This window comes from Halorhodospira sp. 9622 (assembly GCF_022228025.1).
Lineage (GTDB): Bacteria > Pseudomonadota > Gammaproteobacteria > Nitrococcales > Halorhodospiraceae > Halorhodospira > Halorhodospira halophila_A.
In genome coordinates this window covers 1-18,771 of the sequence record NZ_JAJNRE010000031.1, presented here as the reverse complement: position 1 = coordinate 18,771, position 18,771 = coordinate 1, and the positions used below count along the sequence as shown (strand labels likewise).

Annotated in this window: 17 protein-coding genes; 15 read left to right on the top strand and 2 right to left on the bottom strand. The window is 69.3% G+C overall.

The annotated features are described in order from the left end of the window. Nucleotides 1–33: 33 nt before the first annotated feature. Nucleotides 34–1,761 (bottom strand): potassium/proton antiporter, encoded by a 1,728-nt coding sequence (locus LRG07_RS12320; protein WP_238634974.1) that lies wholly within the window; start codon nucleotides 1,759–1,761, stop codon nucleotides 34–36. Between the two features lie 81 nt (nucleotides 1,762–1,842). Here LRG07_RS12320 and gyrA point away from each other — a divergent pair, with 81 nt between their 5' ends. The 14 genes from gyrA (at nucleotide 1,843) to LRG07_RS12250 (ending at nucleotide 16,740) form a co-directional block, all read left to right on the top strand. Beyond that, the gene (gene gyrA / locus LRG07_RS12315; protein ID WP_201168669.1) at nucleotides 1,843–4,404 is read left to right on the top strand and encodes a DNA gyrase subunit A; all 2,562 of its coding nucleotides are present in this window, start codon (nucleotides 1,843–1,845) and stop codon (nucleotides 4,402–4,404) included. Nucleotides 4,405–4,478: 74 nt separating this feature from the next. Next, nucleotides 4,479–5,558, top strand: coding sequence for a 3-phosphoserine/phosphohydroxythreonine transaminase (serC, locus tag LRG07_RS12310; RefSeq protein WP_201168667.1), 1,080 nt, complete (start codon nucleotides 4,479–4,481; stop codon nucleotides 5,556–5,558). Nucleotides 5,559–5,563: 5 nt separating this feature from the next. Further along, nucleotides 5,564–6,733, top strand: coding sequence for a phosphoglycerate dehydrogenase (locus tag LRG07_RS12305; protein WP_201168665.1), 1,170 nt, complete (start codon nucleotides 5,564–5,566; stop codon nucleotides 6,731–6,733). Between the two features lie 9 nt (nucleotides 6,734–6,742). Next, nucleotides 6,743–7,831: a prephenate dehydratase gene (pheA, locus tag LRG07_RS12300; protein ID WP_201168662.1), complete on the top strand. Its 1,089-nt coding sequence runs from the start codon at nucleotides 6,743–6,745 to the stop codon at nucleotides 7,829–7,831. Between the two features lie 3 nt (nucleotides 7,832–7,834). Next, complete coding sequence (gene hisC, locus LRG07_RS12295) at nucleotides 7,835–8,980, top strand: histidinol-phosphate transaminase (RefSeq protein ID WP_201168659.1); 1,146 nt, start codon at nucleotides 7,835–7,837, stop codon at nucleotides 8,978–8,980. Beyond that, nucleotides 8,977–9,852: a prephenate dehydrogenase/arogenate dehydrogenase family protein gene (locus tag LRG07_RS12290; RefSeq protein ID WP_238634972.1), complete on the top strand. Its 876-nt coding sequence runs from the start codon at nucleotides 8,977–8,979 to the stop codon at nucleotides 9,850–9,852. The genes hisC and LRG07_RS12290 overlap by 4 nt, the downstream gene beginning before the upstream one ends. Nucleotides 9,853–9,857: 5 nt before the next feature. Further along, complete coding sequence (aroA, locus tag LRG07_RS12285) at nucleotides 9,858–11,189, top strand: 3-phosphoshikimate 1-carboxyvinyltransferase (RefSeq protein ID WP_201168720.1); 1,332 nt, start codon at nucleotides 9,858–9,860, stop codon at nucleotides 11,187–11,189. A gap of 27 nt (nucleotides 11,190–11,216) precedes the next feature. Next, the gene (gene cmk / locus LRG07_RS12280; RefSeq protein ID WP_201168652.1) at nucleotides 11,217–11,900 is read left to right on the top strand and encodes a (d)CMP kinase; all 684 of its coding nucleotides are present in this window, start codon (nucleotides 11,217–11,219) and stop codon (nucleotides 11,898–11,900) included. A 138-nt stretch (nucleotides 11,901–12,038) separates the two neighbouring features. After that, the gene (rpsA, locus tag LRG07_RS12275; protein WP_201168650.1) at nucleotides 12,039–13,721 is read left to right on the top strand and encodes a 30S ribosomal protein S1; all 1,683 of its coding nucleotides are present in this window, start codon (nucleotides 12,039–12,041) and stop codon (nucleotides 13,719–13,721) included. A 73-nt stretch (nucleotides 13,722–13,794) separates the two neighbouring features. After that, nucleotides 13,795–14,103 (top strand): integration host factor subunit beta, encoded by a 309-nt coding sequence (locus LRG07_RS12270; protein WP_201168648.1) that lies wholly within the window; start codon nucleotides 13,795–13,797, stop codon nucleotides 14,101–14,103. Nucleotides 14,104–14,137: 34 nt separating this feature from the next. Continuing rightward, nucleotides 14,138–14,431, top strand: a complete 294-nt coding sequence (locus LRG07_RS12265) for a LapA family protein (RefSeq protein ID WP_201168646.1) — start codon at nucleotides 14,138–14,140, stop codon at nucleotides 14,429–14,431. A 5-nt stretch (nucleotides 14,432–14,436) separates the two neighbouring features. Next, nucleotides 14,437–15,606 (top strand): lipopolysaccharide assembly protein LapB, encoded by a 1,170-nt coding sequence (gene lapB / locus LRG07_RS12260; protein WP_201168644.1) that lies wholly within the window; start codon nucleotides 14,437–14,439, stop codon nucleotides 15,604–15,606. Beyond that, a complete protein-coding gene (pyrF, locus tag LRG07_RS12255; protein WP_201168642.1) occupies nucleotides 15,603–16,313 on the top strand; it encodes an orotidine-5'-phosphate decarboxylase in 711 nt (236 codons plus the stop codon). Before lapB ends, pyrF begins: the two co-directional genes overlap by 4 nt. Nucleotides 16,314–16,443: 130 nt before the next feature. Then, on the top strand, nucleotides 16,444–16,740 hold the full coding sequence (locus tag LRG07_RS12250) for a helix-hairpin-helix domain-containing protein (RefSeq protein WP_238642504.1): 297 nt from the start codon (nucleotides 16,444–16,446) through the stop codon (nucleotides 16,738–16,740). 44 nt (nucleotides 16,741–16,784) lie between these two features. On the opposite strand, the gene phbB is transcribed toward LRG07_RS12250, so the two are convergent. Then, nucleotides 16,785–17,531, bottom strand: coding sequence for an acetoacetyl-CoA reductase (gene phbB, locus LRG07_RS12245; protein WP_238642502.1), 747 nt, complete (start codon nucleotides 17,529–17,531; stop codon nucleotides 16,785–16,787). Between the two features lie 185 nt (nucleotides 17,532–17,716). On the opposite strand from phbB, the gene cysK reads away from it, so the two are divergent. After that, nucleotides 17,717–18,697, top strand: coding sequence for a cysteine synthase A (gene cysK / locus LRG07_RS12240; RefSeq protein ID WP_207189799.1), 981 nt, complete (start codon nucleotides 17,717–17,719; stop codon nucleotides 18,695–18,697). Nucleotides 18,698–18,771: the final 74 nt, after the last annotated feature.

Below are 18,771 nucleotides of genomic sequence, written 5' to 3'. Positions count from 1 at the left end.
TACTTCGGCGGCGGGCCGCTGTGGCAGGCCCCGTCAGCCCTTTTGCCCGATGCGCATGCCCACCTTGGCGATGCGCCCATCCTGGATCTCCCGGATGGTGAACTGCAGATTGTCGATCCGCACCCGGTCACCGACCACCGCCCGGTTGTTGAAGATCCACAGCAGATAGTCGCTCAGCGACTGCTCCGGCCGGGCACCGCTGGGCATGGAGATGCCGTAGGCGGTGGCGATGTCCCCCAGCCGCGCCGAGCCGTCCAGCGTGAACTCGCCGAAGAAGCGCTGCTCCGCCAGGTAGGCCGGCCCGCTGGGAGCAACGAACAGGCGGTCCAGATCCGCGATGTCCCGGGGCAGGGCCAGCAGGTACAGATAGTCGCGCGGGCGCAGCACCTCGCGCCTTGGGTGTTGCAGCGCCTCGCCCTCGCGGAACAGCGCCACCGGCTGGGCCGATGACGGCAGGTTGAGCCGGTTGATCGGCTCGTAGAGCGCCGGCGAACTCTCGGTGATCCGGTAGGCGATGAACGCGTAGTCGGTCTGGTGCGGGACGTCGATCACCTGACGCTGGGTGGCGCCACTGTCCGGCGGCACCTCAAGGCCGAGCAGCCGCGCCGCCGGCGCGATGGTCCAGCCCTGAACCACCAGCGAGACCAGCACCACGAAGAAGGCCACGTTGAAGAACAGCTCCGCCTGCTCAATCCCGGCCAGCAGCGGGAAGAGCCCGAGGATGATGGGCACCGCGCCGCGCAGGCCCACCCACGAGATGAACAGTTGCTCGCGCCAGGGGAACCGGAAGGGGGCCAGGCAGGCGAAGACCGCCAGGGGGCGGGCGACCAGGATCAGCACCGCGGCGGCGAGCAGGCCCTGGGCGGCAACGGGTAGCAGCTCCGAGGGCGTGACCAGCAGCCCGAGCACCACGAACATGGTGATCTGCGCCAGCCAGGCGAAACCGTCGTGGAAGCGGCGGATGTTCTGCGCCGCCTGCAGCCGCCGATTGCCGGCGATCAGCCCGGCCAGGTAGACGGCCAGGAAGCCGCTGCCGCCGAGGACCGCTGCCCCGCCGAAGATGGCCAGGCCGCCGCCGAGCGCCAGCAGGGGGTAGAGCCCGGGTGTCAGGTTGATGCGGTTGATCAGCCAGGCCAGGGTGAGGCCGCCGAGGGCGCCGAAGGCGGCGCCGAGGCCGAGCTGCTGGACGAACTCGAGCGCCGCGGCGGCGGCGAGCAGATCCGGCTGCTGGACGAGGATCTCGACCAGCATGATGGTCAGAAAGATCGCCATCGGATCGTTGGAGCCCGATTCGATCTCCAGCGTGGCGGCCACGCGCTGCTTGAGCTCCAGTCCGCGGGCGTGGAGCAGTCCGAAGACGGCCGCCGCGTCGGTGGAGCCGACGATGGCGCCGATCAGCAGGCCCTGTTTCCAGTCGAGGTCGAAGGCCCAGGCCAGCACCCCGCCGGTGATGCCGGCGGTGATGATCACGCCCACGGTGGCCAGGGTGAGCGCCGGTTTGAGGGCCACCCGGAAGGTGGAGGCCTGGGTGCGCAGGCCGCCGTCGAAGAGGATGATGGCCAGCGCCAGGCTGCCGATCAGATGGGCGGCCTGAATGTCGTCGAAGTCGATCCCGAACAGCCCCTCTTCACCGAGGAGCATGCCGATGGCCAGGAAGACCAGCAGCATCGGGGCGCCGACGCGGTCCGAGACCACGCTGGCGAGGATGCTCACCAGCAGCAGTGCGGCGCCGAACAGGATAAGTTGATTGGTCAGGTCCAAGCGGACGGCTCCCTGCGCTCCCGGTCGGGCGGCGGTATGGTACCATCGACCTTTTCCCCTGGAGAGTCTTGAGAAGAGCGCATGACCGGCGTTGCCCGCGAGATCCTCCCTGTAAACCTCGAAGACGAGATGCGGCAGTCGTACCTCGATTACGCCATGAGCGTAATCGTCGGGCGTGCCCTTCCCGATGTCCGCGACGGCCTCAAGCCCGTGCACCGGCGTGTCCTCTACGCCATGCGCGAACTGGGCAACGACTACAACAAGCCGTATAAGAAGTCGGCGCGTGTGGTCGGTGACGTCATCGGTAAGTACCACCCCCACGGTGATGCCGCGGTCTACGACACCATTGTGCGCCTGGCCCAGACCTTCAGCATGCGCTACCGGCTGGTGGACGGCCAGGGCAACTTCGGCTCCATCGACGGCGACTCGCCGGCAGCGATGCGCTACACCGAGGTGCGCATGGCGCGCCTGGCGCACGAGCTGCTCGCCGACATCGACAAGGAGACGGTGGACTTCGTCGACAACTACGACGGCTCCGAGCAAGAGCCCCACGTGCTGCCGACGCGTCTGCCCAACCTGCTCATCAACGGCGGCTCCGGCATCGCCGTGGGCATGGCCACCAACATCCCGCCGCACAACCTGCGCGAGGTGATCGACGCCTGCGTGGCCCTGGTCGACGACCCGGAGCTGCCCGTCGAGTCGCTCATCGAGTATGTTCCGGCCCCGGACCTACCCACCGGCGGCATCATCTTCGGTACCGCCGGCATCCATCAGGCCTTCCGCACCGGTCGCGGGCGCATGGTCCTGCGCGCCCGTGCCGAGGTCGAGGAGATGACCGCGGACCGCGAGCGCATCGTGGTCACCGAATTGCCCTATCAGGTCAACAAGGCGCGGCTGGTCGAGAAGATCGCCGAGCTGGTCAAGGAGCGCCGCCTCGAGGGCATCTCCGAGCTGCGCGATGAATCGGACAAGGAAGGCATCCGCATCGTCCTCGAGCTCAAGCGCGGCGAGGCCGGTGAGATCGTGCTCAACAACCTCTATCGCCACACGCAGATGCAGACGGTCTTCGGCATCAACATGGTGGCGCTGCACGAGGGCCAGCCGCGTACGCTCAACCTCCGGCAGGTGCTCGAAGCCTTCATCCGTCACCGCCGCGAGGTGGTCACCCGGCGCACCATCTACGAGCTGCGCAAGGCCCGCGAGCGCGCCCACGTGCTCGAGGGGCTGGCGGTCGCCCTGGCCAACATCGACGAGGTCATCGCGCTGATCAAGGGCTCTTCGGGGCCGGCGGAGGCCAAGGCCGAGCTGGTCGCCCGGGACTGGCGCCCCGGGGTGGTTACCGAGATGCTCGAGCGCGCCGGGGCCGCCGCCACGCGCCCGGAGGAGCTGGCCGATCACTTCGGTCTCGATGCCGACTCGGGCATCTACCGCCTCTCCGAGGCGCAGGCCCAGGCGATCCTCGACCTGCGCCTGCACCGCCTGACGGCCATGGAGCAGGACAAGATCGTCGAGGAGTACAGCAACCTCCTCGAGCGGATCGCCGAGCTGATCCACATCCTCGACAGCGGCGAGCGGCTGATGGAGGTCATCCGCGAGGAACTGGTGGCGATCCGGGATCAGTACGGCGACGAGCGCAAGACCGAGATCCGCGAGGATACCGCCGAGCTCTCGCTGGAGGATCTGATCAGCGAGGAGGACATGGTGGTCACGCTCTCGCACCACGGCTACGTCAAGGCGCAGCCGCTGGACGGCTACCGCGCGCAGCGCCGCGGCGGCCGGGGCAAGAGCGCCACCGCGATGAAGAACGAGGACTTCATCGACAAGCTGTTCATCGCCAACACCCACGACACGCTGCTGTGCTTCTCGAGCACCGGCAAGTGCTACTGGCGCAAGGTCTACGAGCTGCCGCAGGGCAGCCGCACCTCGCGCGGGCGGCCGATGGTCAACCTGTTGCCCCTTGAGGAGGATGAGCGCATCAACGCCGTCGTCCCCGTGCGCGAGTTCGACGAGAACCACTTCGTCTTCATGGCCACGCGCAACGGCACGGTCAAAAAGACGCCCCTGTCGCACTTCTCGCGGCCGCGCTCCAGCGGCATCATCGCCCTGGAGCTGCGCGGTGACGACACCCTGGTGGATGCCGAGATCACCAACGGCGATCGCGAGGTGATGCTGCTCTCCGACGCGGGCAAGGCGCTGCGCTTCCACGAGTCGGATGTTCGTGCCATGGGCCGGACCGCCGGCGGCGTGCGCGGCATCCGCCTGGAATCCGGCCAGCGGGTGATCGCGCTGCTGATCCTCGGCGAGGGGGATATCCTCACCGCCACCGAGCACGGCTACGGCAAGCGCACCCCGGTGGCCGACTACCCGCGGCGGGGCCGGGGCGGCATGGGCGTGATCTGCATCCGCACCACCGAGCGCAACGGCCGGGTGGTCGGTGCCGTGCAGGCCGCCGAGGACGACGAGATCATGCTGGTCAGCCGCAGCGGTACGCTGGTGCGCACCCCGGTGGCCGATGTCTCGCGGGTCGGGCGCAACACCCAGGGGGTGAAACTCATCAGCCTCGACGAGGATGAGCAGCTGGTCGGCCTCGAGCGGGTCGAGGGGCTGGCCGAGACGGAGGCGCCGGAGGCGCCCGAGGCCTAGGGAGTCGCGGGCCGCCGGGCGGCAGCGCCGCCCGGGGCCCCGGGAATTCGTGTTTCGCAACCGAGGATCACCGCATGAGTAGAGTCTTCAACTTCAGCGCCGGTCCGGCCATGCTCCCCGAGGCGGTGATGCGCCAGGCCGCCGACGAGATGCTCGACTGGCACGGCACCGGCATGTCGGTCATGGAGATGAGCCACCGTGGCAAGGCGTACGTCTCCATCGCCGAGAAGGCCGAGGCCGACCTGCGGGAACTGCTGCAGATCCCGGACAACTATAAGGTGCTCTTTCTCCAGGGCGGTGCTACTGGCCAGTTCTCGGCCATTCCGATGAACCTGCTCCGTGGCGGGCAGCGCGCCGACTACATCTACACCGGGCAGTGGTCCAAGAAGGCCATCGCCGAGGCGAAGAAGTTCTGCGACGTTAACGTCGCCGCCTCCGGCGAGCCGGACATGATGCACATCCCGCCGCAGTCGCAGTGGCAGCTTTCCGACGACGCCGCCTACGTCCACTTCACCCCCAACGAGACGATCAGCGGCGTGGAGTTCCACTGGCTGCCGGACGTCGGGGACAAGCCGCTGGTCGCCGACATGTCCTCGACGCTGCTGTCGCGGCCCATCGACGTCAGCCGCTACGGCCTGATCTACGCCGGGGCGCAGAAGAACATCGGCCCGGCCGGCGTGACCCTGGTCATCGTCCGCGAGGACCTGATCGGCCAGGCGATGCCGCAGACCCCCACGGTCTGGGACTACAAGCAGCAGGTCGACGCCGACTCCATGCTCAATACGCCGGCCACCTATCCGCTCTACATTGCCGGGCTGGTCTTCCAGTGGCTCAAGGAGCTCGGCGGGCTCGAGGCGATGGCCGAGATCAACCACCGCAAGGCGCAGAAGCTCTACGACGCCATCGACGGTTCCGGCTTTTACAGCAACCCGGTGGACCCGCAGGCGCGCTCGTGGATGAACGTACCCTTCGTGCTCGCCGACGACAGCCTCGACAAGACCTTCCTCGAGGAGGCCGAGGCGGCCGGTCTGACCACCCTCAAGGGGCACCGCTCGGTGGGTGGCATGCGGGCCTCGATCTACAACGCCATGCCCGAAGCCGGTGTCGACCGGCTGATCGAGTTCATGGCCGACTTCGAGAGGCGAAACGGGTGAATCCCATGTACCGCATCCTCACGCTGAACAACATCTCGGTGAAGGGCCTGGACCGGCTGCCCCGCGAGCGTTTCGAGACCTCCTCGGACATCGCGCACCCGGACGCCATCCTGGTCCGTTCCGCCGACCTGCACGGCCAGGAGGTTCCCGATTCCGTGGTGGCCATCGGCCGCGCCGGGGCGGGCGTCAACAACATCCCGGTCGGGGACATGACCGAGCGCGGCGTGCCGGTGTTCAATGCCCCGGGTGCCAACGCCAACGCGGTTAAGGAGCTGGTCATCGCCGGGTTGTTCCTGGCCGCGCGCAACATCTGTCCGGCCTGGGAGTATGCCCGGGGCCTGCAGGGCAGCGACGCCGAGCTGCATGAGGCCATGGAGGCCAACAAGAAGCGCTTCGTCGGCTTTGAGCTGCCCGGGCGCACCCTGGGCGTGGTTGGCCTCGGCGCCATCGGCGTCCAGGTGGCCAATACCGCCCGGGCCCTGGGCATGAAGGTCGTCGGTTTCGACCCGCAGATCACCGTGGATGCCGCCTGGGCCCTGGACTCCGGGGTCGAGGCGGCGCACAGCGTGGGCGATGTCATGGCGCGCTCGGACATGATCACCATCCACGTGCCGCTGATCGACGCCACCCGGGGGCTGATCAATGCCTCGCGCCTGGCCCAGGCCCGCCAGGGGGCTACGCTGCTCAACTTCTCGCGCGCCGAGGTGGTGGATGAGGGCGACGTGCTCGAGGCACTCAACGAGGAGCGTCTGCACGCCTACGTCAGCGACTTCCCCAGCAATGCCGTCAAGGACCATCCGCGGGCGGTGACGCTGCCGCACCTCGGGGCATCGACCCACGAGGCCCAGGAGAACTGCGCCATCATGGTGGCCGATCAGGTGCGCGATTACCTGGAGACCGGCAACGTGCGCAACGCGGTCAACTTCCCGGACATGAGCATGCCGCGCAGCGGCAAGGGCGACCGCCTGTGCGTGGTCAACGCCAACGTGCCGAACATGCTCGGTCAGATCTCCAGTCTGCTGGCGCAGCACGGTCTGAACATCGACGACATGTTCAACAAGGCGCAGGAACGCCTGGCCTACACCCTGGTGGACGTCGAGGGCGAGGTGCCGGAAGCGGTGGCCGAGGAACTGCGCGGCATCGAGGGGGTTCTGAAGGTCCGCGTGATCCGCTGAGGGGGAGCGATGTCCGTCGACAATGACGACCTGGCCGCGCTGCGGCAACGGATCGACGGGATCGACGACCAGATCCTCGAGCTGGTCAGCGAGCGGGCTCGCCTGGCTGAGGAGGTGGCCCGCGCCAAGGCCCGCCGCGGTGAAGCGCTCAAGGTCTACCGGCCTGAGCGGGAGGCGGAGATCCTGCGGCGGCTCGTCGAGCGCAACCGGGGGCCGCTGACCCGTGAGCAGGTCACGGTCCTCTTCCGCGAGGTCATGTCCGCGTGCCGGGCGCTGCAGCAGCCGCTGACCGTCGCCTTCCTCGGCCCGCAGGGCACCTTCACCGAAGAGGCGGCCAGCAAGCACTTCGGCCACGATGCCGGCATGTCGCCTCAGGCCACCATCGGCGGCGTATTCCGCGAGGTGGAATCGGGGGCGGCGCACTACGGCGTGGTCCCCGTGGAGAACTCCTCCGAGGGGGTGGTTAGCCACACCCTGGACCGCTTCCTGGACTCGGAGCTGGCCATCGTTGGCGAGGTGGAGCTGCGCATCCACCACGCCCTGGCCAGCCACGCCGGTGGGCTGACCTCGGTCGAGCGGGTCTACTCGCACCAGCAGGGGCTCTCGCAGTGCCGCGCCTGGCTCGAGACCCATCTGCCGCAGGCCGAGCGCCATCCGGTCTCCAGCACCGCCGAGGCGGCCCGGCTGGCGGCCCTGGAGCCCAACGCCGCGGCCATCGCCAGCGAGGCGGCGGCGGAGCGCTACGGCGTGCCGCTGCTCCAGGAGCGCATCGAGGACTACCACGGCAACACCACCCGCTTTCTGGTTCTCGGCTACCAGTCCCCGCCGCCGAGTGGTCACGACAAGACCTCGCTGGTGGTCTCCAGCGCCAACCGCTCCGGGCTGCTCTTCCAGCTCCTTGAGCCGCTGGCGCGCAACGGCATCGACATGACCCGGATCGAGTCGCGTCCGGCGCGCCAGCAGGGGGTGTGGGAGTACGTGTTCTTCATCGACATCCTCGGGCACGCCGAGGACGAGCACCTGCGCGGCCCCCTGGAGGAGATGCGCCAGCGTGCCAGCCTCTTCCGTGTTCTCGGCTCCTATCCAAGGGCGATCTGATCCATGGCTGCATCCGAATCCGCATTTCTCGATCTGGCCAATCCGGGTGTACGCGGGCTTGCCCCGTATGAACCCGGCAAGCCCATCGAAGAGCTGCGCCGCGACTACGGTGTCGAGGAGGTGATCAAGCTCGCCTCCAACGAGAACCCGCTGGGGCCCTCGCCGCGGGCGGCGGAGGCCGCCACCGCCGCGGTCCAGGCCGGTCACCGCTACCCGGACGGCAACGGCTTCGAACTCCGGCACGCCATCGGCGAGCGCCACGGGGTGGATCCGGGGCGGGTGACGCTGGGCAACGGCTCCAACGATGTCCTCGCCCTCGTGGCGCAGACCTTTCTCGGCCCTGGACGCCGCGCAGTCTTCTCGGCCCACGCCTTCGCCGTCTACCCGATCGTGACCCAGGCGGCGGGGGCCGAGGCCCGGGTGGTACCGGCGTTACCCGCCGGGCACCCGGAGCAGCCCCGCGGCCACGACCTGGAGGCGATGGCCGCCGCCACGGACGAATCGGTCCAGGTGGTCTTCGTCGCCAACCCCAATAACCCGACCGGCACCTGGGTCGGGGGCGAGGCGCTGCGCCGGTTTCTCGACGCCGTGCCGGCGACGACCCTGGCGGTGGTCGACGAGGCGTACTTCGAGTACGCGGTGGAGGAGGCGGACTACCCCGATGCCAGTCGTTGGCTCGACGATTACCCGAATCTCATCGTCACCCGCAGCTTCTCGAAGGTCCACGGCCTCGGCGGCCTGCGGGCCGGCTACGCCCTGTCGCATCCGGCGGTTGCCGAGCTGATGAACCGCGTGCGCCAGCCGTTCAACTGCTCGGGCCCGGCCCAGGCGGCGGCGGTCGCGTCGCTGGCCGACTGCGAGTACCTGGAGCGTTCGGTGGCGCTCAACACCGAGCAGCGCGCGGTACTGCGCCGCGGCCTGGAGGAGTTGGGCTTCGCCCCGCTGCCGTCCGCCGGCAACTTCCTGACCTTCGACGCAGGGGATCGGGCGGCGGAGCTCAACGAGGGGCTGCTGCGCAGCGGGGTTATCGTCCGCCCGGTGGACGCCTACGACCTGCCCGGGCACCTGCGTGTGAGCGTGGGCACGCCGGTGGAGAACCGCACCTTCCTGGCCGCGCTCTCCCGGCAGTTGCACGGAGGTACGGCGTGATCCGGCGCCTGGCGATCATCGGCGTGGGCCTGATCGGTGGATCGCTGGCCCTGTCCCTGCGCCGCCATGCGGCGGTGGAGGAGGTGGTCGGCTGCGGGCGCAGCGCCGCCAACCTGGAGCGTGCCCGGTCGTTGGGGGTGATCGACCGCGGTTGCCACGATCCGGCCGAGGCGGTTCGAGGCGCCGGTCTGGTGGTGATCTGCGTGCCGCTGCGTGCCATGCGCGGGGTTCTGGCCGCCCTCGAGGGGGCGGTGGAGCCCGGTACCGTGGTGACCGACGCCGGGAGCGTCAAGGGCTCGGTGATCGAGGACGCCCGTGCCGTCTACGGGACGCCGCCGGCGTGGCTGGTGCCCGGCCACCCGATCGCCGGCACCGAGAACAGCGGCGTGGAGGCCGCCTTCGCCGAACTCTACGATCGCCGTCGGGTCATCCTGACCCCCACGGCGGAGAACCCCGAGGAGGCGGTCGAGCGCGTCGCGGCCATGTGGCGGGCGGCCGGTGCCCAAGTCGTGCGCATGGAGGCCGATCACCACGATGAGGTCCTGGCGGCCACCTCCCATCTGCCGCACGCGCTCGCCTATGCGCTGGTGGATGCCCTGGCCGGCTGGGATGACCGGCAGGAGATCTTTGAGTACGCCGCCGGTGGTTTCCGCGACTTCACCCGCATCGCCTCGTCGGATCCGGCCATGTGGCGGGATATCTGCACCGCCAACCGGGCGCATGTGGTCGCGGCACTGCGCCGCTACCAGGAGGATCTGGGGCGGCTGACCGACGCGCTGGCCGCCGGTGACGACGATCGGGTCCTGCGTGTGTTCGAGAATGCCCAGGAGGCCCGCGCCGGCTTCCTGCGCTTGCTGGAGGGGCGCTCGTGAGCGCGATGCAAAACGAGAACTGGCGGGTCGCCCCGGGCGGGGCGATCCGCGGCGAGGCCCGGGTCCCCGGGGACAAGTCGATCTCCCACCGGGCGGTGATGCTCGGCGCCCTGGCCGATGGCACCACGCAGGTCACCGGTCTGCTCGAGGGGGCCGACGTCCTGGCCACCATCGAGGTCTTCCGCGGCCTCGGCGTGGCCATCGACGGTCCGGAGCACGGCGCGGTGACGGTCCACGGGGTGGGCTGGGAAGGGCTGCGTCCGCCGGCCTCCGAGCTGGACGTGGGCAACTCCGGCACCTCCATGCGCCTGCTCGCCGGACTGCTGGCCGGGCTGCCGTTCGACACCGTGCTCACCGGCGATGCCTCGCTCAACCGTCGCCCGATGCGCCGGGTCACCGAGCCCCTGGCGGAGATGGGCGCGCGGATCACCACCAGCGAGGCCGGCACCGCTCCGCTGCGCATCCACGGAGGCAGCCCGCTGACCGGCATCGATTACACGCTGCCGGTGGCCAGCGCCCAGGTGAAATCGGCGCTGCTGCTCGCCGGCATGCGCGCTGCCGGCCACACCTGCGTCACCGAGCCGGCCCCCACCCGCGATCACACCGAGCGCATGCTCCAGGGGTTCGGTTACCCGGTCTCCCGCGATCTGGCCACGGTCTGCCTGGAGGGCGGGCGGCGTCTGTACGGGACCCGCGTCGACGTCCCGGCGGACATCTCCTCGGCCGCCTTCCTGCTGGTCGCGGCGAGCATTGCCCCGGGCTCGGACCTGACCCTGCGCCATGTCGGCTGGAACCCCACCCGCACCGGCGTGGTGGAGATCCTCCGGCGCATGGGCGCCGATATCGAGGTGCTGGGTACCGACGAGGTCGGTGGCGAGCCGGTGGCGGACCTGCGGGTGCGTTCCGCCGGGCTGCGTGGCATCGCCATCCCCGAGGAGCTGGTGCCACTGGCCATCGACGAGTTCCCGGCGCTGTTCATCGCGGCCGCCTGCGCCGAGGGCGAGACGCTGCTCACCGGCGCCGCCGAGCTGCGCGTTAAGGAGTCCGACCGCATCGCGGTGATGGCCGAGGGCCTGCAGGCGCTGGGGGTGACGGTCGAGCCTCGCGAGGATGGGGCCCGCATCGTCGGCCGGCCGGTGCTCGACGGTGGGCAGGTGCACAGTCATACCGACCACCGCATCGCCATGGCCTTCGCCATCGCCGCCCTGCGTGCCGAGGCCCCGGTGGCGATCGAGTCCTGCGAGAACGTGCGCACCTCCTTCCCCGGTTTTGTGGAACTGCTGCGCCGGCTGGGGATGGGGGTGGAGGTCGACGCCGGGCCCGCCCATACCCCCTGAACCCTAACCGTCGAAACCTGAAACTTCATGACCCAGACCAATCCCCCTCCCGTACTTGCCATCGACGGCCCCAGCGGGGCCGGAAAGGGCACCGTGGCCAAGGCCGTGGTGCTTGCCCTCGGCTGGCATTTCCTGGACAGCGGTGCGCTCTACCGCCTGACCGGGCTCTACTGCCAGCGCCAGGGTGTGGCCGCCGACGATGCGCCGCGGGCCGCCGAGCTGGCGGCCGTGCTGCCGGCGGAGTTTCGGGTCGCCGACGGGGCGGAGCGGATCCTCCTCGACGGCGACGACGTCTCGGCCGAGCTGCGCACCGAGACCACCGGGGCCCTGGCCTCGCAGGTGGCGGCTCTGCAGGCGGTGCGTGACGCCCTCCTGCAGCGTCAGCGCGACTTCCGCCGCCCCCCGGGGCTGGTGGCCGACGGCCGCGATATGGGCACCGTGGTCTTCCCCGACGCGCCGGTGAAGGTCTTTCTCACCGCCAGCGCCGAGGAGCGCGCGCGGCGGCGCTATAACCAGTTGAAGGAGCAGGGGGCCGATGTTAGCCTTGCGAGCCTGTCGGAAGAGATAGCCGAGCGAGACCGACGCGACGCCTCCCGTACCACGGCGCCACTGAAGCCCGCCCCGGACGCCGAATACCTCGATACCACTGGCCTGGCCATCGAAACGGTGATCGAACGGGTACTGGCGCAAGTGCGGGGACGGCTGGGATAATCGGCACAAGCGCGTCGCCGCCGCCCCCCGCGGGGTGGCAGGCGGCCGTAAATCGTATTAAAGGAAGGGCCGGCGGCCGTGGCCGCCGAAATCCACCACCAACAACTGACCGTGACACGGTCCTGGATCGACTGAGCGATGACCGAAAGCTTTGCGGAACTCTTTGAGGAGAGCCTTGCGAACACCGATATGCGGCCTGGCGCCATTGTTACGGCGAAGGTCGTGGGGATCGACAACGAGGACGTGATCGTCAACGCCGGCCTCAAGTCCGAGGCGGTGATCCCTGTCTCGCAGTTCTATGACGAGGCCGGGAACCTGGAGGTGAACGTCGGCGACGAGGTCGAGGTGGCTCTCGACACCGTCGAGGACGGCTTCGGCGAAACGCGGCTCTCCCGCGAGCGGGCCAAGCGCGCCTACGCCTGGCGTGCCCTCGAGAAGGCCTACGAGAACAGCGAGACCGTGTCCGGTCAGATCAGCGGCAAGGTCAAGGGCGGTTTCACCGTCGATCTGGGCCACATCCGCGCCTTCCTGCCCGGCTCCCTGGTGGACATCCGCCCCGTGCGCGACACCACCTATCTGGAAGGCAAGGACCTCGAGTTCAAGGTCATCAAGCTCGATGCCCGTCGCAACAACGTGGTGGTCTCCCGCCGCGCGGTGGTCGAGGAGGAGTACAGCGCCGAGCGCGAGGCCCTGCTCGAGAAGCTCCAGGAGGGCGAGACCCTCAAGGGCATCGTCAAGAACCTGACCGACTACGGCGCCTTCGTCGACCTCGGCGGCATCGACGGCCTGCTGCACATCACCGACATGGCCTGGCGCCGGGTCAAGAACCCCTCGGAGGTGGTCGAGGTCGGCCAGGAGATCGAGGTCAAGGTGCTCAAGTTCGACCGCGAGCGCAACCGCGTCTCGCTCGGCCTCAAGCAGCTCGGCGCTGACCCGTGGGAGGCCATCGCGCAGCGCTACCCGGAGGGGGCGCGCGTGCCGGGCAAGGTCACCAACATCACCGAGTACGGCTGCTTCGTCGAGATCGAGGAGGGCGTCGAGGGCCTGGTCCACGTCTCCGAGATGGACTGGACCAACAAGAACGTCAATCCGGCGAAGCTGGTTGCGGTCGGCGACGACGTCGAGGTGATGATCCTCGACATCGACGAGGAGCGCCGCCGCATCTCGCTGGGTATGAAGCAGTGTCAGCCGAACCCGTGGGATGAGTTCGCCGCCAAATACGCCAAGGGCGATCGCGTCGTCGGTCAGATCAAGTCGATCACCGATTTCGGCATCTTCGTCGGCCTGGAGGGCGGCATCGACGGCCTGGTTCACCTCTCCGACCTCTCCTGGGACGAGGCCGGCGAGGAGGCGGTGCGCAACTACCGCAAGGGCGAGGAGGTCGAGACCGTCGTCCTGTCGATCGACCCCGAGCGTGAGCGCATCTCGCTGGGCATCAAGCAGCTGGAGCAGGATCCGCTGAGCCAGTGGCTGGCCGACCACCAGAAGGGCGCCACGGTCAAGGCCAAGATCCTCTCCGTCGAGGCCAAGGGCGCGACCCTGGACGTCGGCGGCGGTGTCGAGGGCTACATCCGCGCCTCGGACCTGGCCAAGGAGCGCGTCGAGGACGCCCGCTCGGTCCTTGAGGAGGGGCAGGAGCTCGAGGCCAAGTTCGTCGGCGTCGATCGTCGCAACCGCACGGTCAACCTCTCCCTGCGTGCCCAGGAGGCCGAGGAGGAGCAGGTGGCGGTGCAGGAGCACGCCCGCCCGGGGCCGAGTGCCGGCACCACGCAGCTCGGCGATCTGCTCAAGGAGCAGATGAAGGGCAACCAGGACAACTGAGTCCGGTGACCCCGGGGGGCCGTGCGCCCCCCGGTCCCGCCGATCCGAGCCAGCAAGCAGAGACCCCCGACCCATGACGAAGTCCGAGCTCATTGAGGCCATTGCGTCCAAGCAGCCGCATCTGGCTCACAAGGACGTTGAAGACGCGGTCAAGAAGATGCTCGAGCACATGAGCGAGACCCTGGCCAACGGCGAGCGGATCGAGATCCGCGGCTTCGGGAGCTTTTCCCTCCACCACCGCCCAGCGCGGATGGGCCGCAACCCCAAGACCGGAGAACCCGTGGCGCTGCCAGCCAAGTACGTGCCACACTTCAAGCCGGGTAAGGAGCTGCGGGAGCGCGTAAACAGCAGCCGCCACCAGGCGCCGCTGCGCTCGCAGTGAATCGTTTCCAGCCATAGAGGGTGAGAGCCGGCCCATGCGACGCATATTCGCCATCATCGGTATCCTTCTGATCATTCTTATCGGGCTTGCCTTCTCCGTGCTGAATGCGGATCCGGTCGCCGTGGATGTCTTCTTCGCGGAGTTCCAGGTGGCGCTGTCCGTGGCCCTGGTGATCACGCTCATCGTCGGCGCCGCCCTCGGCGCCCTGACCAGCATCGGCGCCGTCTGGCGCCGTCGCCGCGAAGTCTCCCGGCTCCGGCGGCAGCTCGGCTACGCCGAGCGGCAGCTGCAGGCCATGCGCCGCGTGCCGCTGGGAGACAGTGACTGACCCCGATGCACGAGCTGCTGTGGCTACTGCTGCCAGTAGCCGCCCTTTCCGGATGGTGGATCGGCCGGCGCGGCGGAGGTGACGAGCACCACGATTCCTACTCCCCTCCGATCTCGGATGCTTACTTCCAGGGCCTCAACTACCTGCTCAACGAGGAGCGGGACAAGGCGCTGGAGGTGTTCACCCGCATGGTCGAGGTCGACAGCGATACCGCTGAGACCCACCTGGCGCTGGGCAGCGTCTTCCGTCGGCGGGGCGAGGTCGACCGGGCCATCCGCATCCACCAGAACCTCATTGCCCGTCCGTCGCTGACCCGACGCCAGCGCACCTACGCGCTGCTCGCGCTGGGCGAGGACTACATGAAGGCAGGGGTCTTCGACCGGGCCGAGAAGCTCTTCCAGGAGGTGGTGGAGCAGGACGCCCACGTCGATCAGGCCCTGCGCCGGCTGCTGACCATCTACGAGCATGAGCGCGAATGGGACCGCGCCATCGAGACCGCCGAGCACCTGGAGCGGGTGGGCGAGGGCGACTATCGGGTCCGGATCGGCCAGTTGCGCTGCGAGCAGGCCGCCCACGCCCTGAGCCGGGGGTACACCGAGCACGCCCGCAAGGCGCTACGCCGGGCGCTGAGTGCCGACCCGGACTGTGCCCGGGCGAACATGCTCCTCGGTGACCTGGAGCGCGAGCTGGGACGCTACAAGGCCGCGGTCAAGGCGTATGAGGCGGTGGGTACGCAGGATCCGGCGCTGCTGCCCGAGATCCTCGACGGCCTGGCCGCCGCCTACCGCGGGCTGGGGCGCCCGGGGCAGATGGAGACCTTCCTGCGGGATACGGTCACGCGCATGCCGGACGGCCGCCTGATGGTCCGCCTGGCCGAGGTCATCCGTGAGCGCCGCGGCACGCAGGCGGCGATCCGCGAGCTGACGCTGATGCTGCGCCGGCAGCCCTCGCTGGACGGCATCCGCCGCCTGGTGGCGCTGACCCACTCGGTGGGTGAGCCCATCGACCCGCGCGAGATGCAGATCCTGCTCGATCTCTTCGAGAAGCTGGAGGCCGGTCGCGCCCTCTACCGCTGCCGGCGCTGCGGTTTCTCGGGGCGGACCCTGTTCTGGCAGTGCCCCGGCTGCCAGAGCTGGGCGAGCATTCGACCGCAGAACGAGACGGAGGGCGGATGAACGTACCTGCCGGGCCGCGACTGATCGTGGCGTTGGACTTCCCCGCGGCGGCCCCGGCCGAGGCCCTGGCCGCGCAGCTCGATCCACGGCTGTGTCGGCTGAAGGTGGGTAAGGAGCTGTTCACCCGCGCCGGACCGCAGCTGGTGGAGCGACTCCAGGGGCGGGGGTTCGAGGTCTTCCTCGACCTCAAGTACCACGATATCCCCAATACCGTGGCCGGTGCCTGCCGCGCGGCGGCGGAACTCGGCGTCTGGATGGTCAACGTCCACGCCCTTGGCGGACGGCGGATGCTCGAGGCCGCCGGCGAGGCGGTGGCGGCTGCCGACGGGCAGACCCTGCTCACGGCGGTCACCGTGCTGACCAGCCACGACGCCGCCACCCTCGAGGAGATCGGCCTGGCCGGGCCGCCGCGTGAGGCGGTGCTGCGGCTGGCCGGGCTGGCCCGTTCCAGCGGGCTCGATGGCGTGGTCTGCTCGCCGGAGGAGGCCGCAGCCATCGGTGAGCGCTTCGGCGGTGGCCTGCTTCGGGTCACCCCCGGCGTGCGTCCGGCCGGGGCGGCGGTCGGGGATCAGCAGCGCATCGCCACCCCGGCTGCGGCGGTGGCCGCCGGATGTGATTACCTGGTCGTCGGCCGCCCGATCACCGCCGCCGACGATCCTGCCGCCGCCGCCGCCGGGATCGGCGCCGAGATTGCCGCCGCCGGGTGAACGCCGGCGCCGTCCCCGATTGGCCCGGCCGGGGTGGGCTGCTACATTAATACCGACGCCGTCGCAAGACGGTGTCGTCCGTCGCCAGGGAGTGGCGACTTACAGGCACAAGCATCAAGGAGGATCCGACATGCCTGAGCAACTCAGCGGCGCTATCCGCGCGTCCATCCCCGCGACCCTCACCGCACTCACGCTCGCCGCCGGGGCTGTCCAGGCCGCCGGGGGCGTGGACATCAATGAAGCCGGTGCCGAAGAACTCGCCGCCGGGCTGACCGGCGTCGGCGAAGTGCGGGCGGCCGAGATCGTCGAGGAGCGCGAGGCCAACGGTCCCTTCCGGGATGCCGACGACCTCAGTCGCGTCAGCGGCGTGGGCCCGGCGACCGTGGAGGACAACCGGGAACGGATCCGGGTGGAGGACGCCAACTAGGGCGGTGAAGGCGGGGGCGGCGGGGCCGCCCCCGCCACCGGCGATCACTCCATGTGCAGGCCGCCGTTGATGTCGAGGTTGGCGCCGGTGATGAAGCCGGCGTCCTCCGAGGCGAGATACTCGATCAGCGAGGCCACTTCGTCGGGCTCGCCGAGCCGCTGCACCGGGATGGTCTCGATGATCTGCTGACGTACCTCCTCCTTCATGGACATGACCATGTCGGTGGCCAGATAGCCCGGCGAGACGGTGTTCACCGTCACGCCCTTGCGTGCCAGCTCCCGGGCCAGGGACATGGTGAAGCCGTGCATGCCGGCCTTGGTCGCAGCGTAGTTGCACTGCCCGAACTGCCCCTTGCGGCCATTGACCGAGGCAACATTGATGACGCGGCCCCAGCCGCGGTCGGCCATGTCGTCGGCGAACTGCTTGGTGACGTTGAAGACGCTGTCCAGGTTGGTGCGCATCACCGCGTCCCAGTTCTCCCGGGTCATCTTCTTGAAGCTGCCGTCCTTGGTGATGCCGGCGTTGTTGACCAGGATGTTGACCGGGCCGGCGCGTTCACGCACCGCCTCGGCCATGGCGGCACAGGAGTCCCAGTCGGCTACGTCGCACTGGACCGCGTGCACCGGCGTCGTCACGCCGCGCTCCTGGAGCCGCTCCCGCCACTTGTCGACTCGGCCGTTGTCCGAGGTGTAGGTGGTCACCACGGTGTGTCCGCTGCGGCCCAGGCGCTCGCACACCGCCGCGCCGAGACCGCCGAGCCCGCCGGTTACCAGTGCCGTCTTCTGGCTCATAAGGTTCTCCCCCTTCGATGCCGTTCCTTGTCCGTGGTCGTGCCGCCTTGGCAGGAGCGGCTGCCTGCGGCTTTTTCCCCAGAATAGGGGCTATGCATCCTTTTGCAAATGACGCAGCGCAGCGTGGCGGTGGGTTATGCTGCGGGATGGAAACGCTCCTGCGAATCCTTTTTTGGGGAGGTGGAATGACAAAGACGGAGGGGCCCGCGCCGGAAAGCGGGCGGATCTACGACGACTTCGTGGCCACCATCGGCCGCACGCCCCTGGTGCGCCTGCCGCGGCTCGGCGCCGAGGCGGGGCTCGCCGCCGAGCTGCTGGCCAAGCTCGAGATGTTCAACCCGCTCAGCTCGGTCAAGGACCGCATCGCCCTGGCCATGATCGAGGCGGCGGAGGCGCAGGGGCGGATCACGCCGGGGCATTCAACGCTGATCGAGCCCACCTCGGGGAACACCGGCATCGGTCTGGCCTTCATCGCCGCGGCCCGGGGTTATCGGCTGATCCTGACCATGCCGGCGAACATGTCCACCGAGCGCCGCAAGCTCTTCGCCTTCTACGGCGCCCGGGTCGAACTGACCGACCCGGCGGCGGGCATGCGCGGCGCCATCGACCGGGCCGATGCACTGCTCGAGGAGATCCCCGACAGCTTCCAGCCGGCTCAGTTCAGCAATCCGGCCAATCCCCGCGCCCATCGCTGTGGTACCGCCGAGGAGATCTGGCGGGACACCGGTGGCGCTGTGGACGGGCTGATCGCCGGGGTGGGGACCGGCGGTACGCTGACCGGGGTCGCCGGTCTGCTCAAGGAGCGTCGGCCGGGGTTCCGCGCCTACGCTGTGGAACCGGCCGGCTCGCCGGTGCTCTCCGGCGGGGCACCCGGCCCTCACGGTCTGCAGGGCATTGGTGCCGGCTTCCTGCCGGAGACCCTGGATGCCGCGCTGGTGGATGAGACCCTGCAGGTGGAGGACGCTGAGGCGCTGGCCATGAGTCGTCGTGTGGCACGATTGGAGGGGATTCCCTGCGGGATCTCCAGCGGCGCGGCATTGGCGGCGGCGGTGCGGGTGGCCGCGCGCCCGGAGCTGGCCGGTCAGCGTCTGGTGGTCATCCTCGCCTCTAGCGCCGAGCGCTATCTCTCGACCCCGCTGTTCGAGGGGCTGGACGACGAGGCGTAAACGGCAGGCGGTGGTGAGAGGGCAGGCGGTCCACCTGCTTGGGCGATGCGGCGGGCGAAACCCGAGAACGGCTC

What these genes read in the sequence shown, in the direction of transcription:
- gyrA (WP_201168669.1), top strand. Translation starts at nt 1,843, where the DNA reads ATGACCGGCGTTGCCCGCGAGATCCTCCCTGTAAACCTCGAAGACGAG.
- serC (WP_201168667.1), top strand. Translation starts at nt 4,479, where the DNA reads ATGAGTAGAGTCTTCAACTTCAGCGCCGGTCCGGCCATGCTCCCCGAG.
- LRG07_RS12305 (WP_201168665.1), top strand. Translation starts at nt 5,564, where the DNA reads ATGTACCGCATCCTCACGCTGAACAACATCTCGGTGAAGGGCCTGGAC.
- pheA (WP_201168662.1), top strand. Translation starts at nt 6,743, where the DNA reads ATGTCCGTCGACAATGACGACCTGGCCGCGCTGCGGCAACGGATCGAC.
- hisC (WP_201168659.1), top strand. Translation starts at nt 7,835, where the DNA reads ATGGCTGCATCCGAATCCGCATTTCTCGATCTGGCCAATCCGGGTGTA.
- aroA (WP_201168720.1), top strand. Translation starts at nt 9,858, where the DNA reads ATGCAAAACGAGAACTGGCGGGTCGCCCCGGGCGGGGCGATCCGCGGC.
- cmk (WP_201168652.1), top strand. Translation starts at nt 11,217, where the DNA reads ATGACCCAGACCAATCCCCCTCCCGTACTTGCCATCGACGGCCCCAGC.
- rpsA (WP_201168650.1), top strand. Translation starts at nt 12,039, where the DNA reads ATGACCGAAAGCTTTGCGGAACTCTTTGAGGAGAGCCTTGCGAACACC.
- LRG07_RS12270 (WP_201168648.1), top strand. Translation starts at nt 13,795, where the DNA reads ATGACGAAGTCCGAGCTCATTGAGGCCATTGCGTCCAAGCAGCCGCAT.
- LRG07_RS12265 (WP_201168646.1), top strand. Translation starts at nt 14,138, where the DNA reads ATGCGACGCATATTCGCCATCATCGGTATCCTTCTGATCATTCTTATC.
- lapB (WP_201168644.1), top strand. Translation starts at nt 14,437, where the DNA reads ATGCACGAGCTGCTGTGGCTACTGCTGCCAGTAGCCGCCCTTTCCGGA.
- pyrF (WP_201168642.1), top strand. Translation starts at nt 15,603, where the DNA reads ATGAACGTACCTGCCGGGCCGCGACTGATCGTGGCGTTGGACTTCCCC.
- LRG07_RS12250 (WP_238642504.1), top strand. Translation starts at nt 16,444, where the DNA reads ATGCCTGAGCAACTCAGCGGCGCTATCCGCGCGTCCATCCCCGCGACC.
- phbB (WP_238642502.1), bottom strand. Translation starts at nt 17,531, where the DNA reads ATGAGCCAGAAGACGGCACTGGTAACCGGCGGGCTCGGCGGTCTCGGC.
- cysK (WP_207189799.1), top strand. Translation starts at nt 17,717, where the DNA reads ATGACAAAGACGGAGGGGCCCGCGCCGGAAAGCGGGCGGATCTACGAC.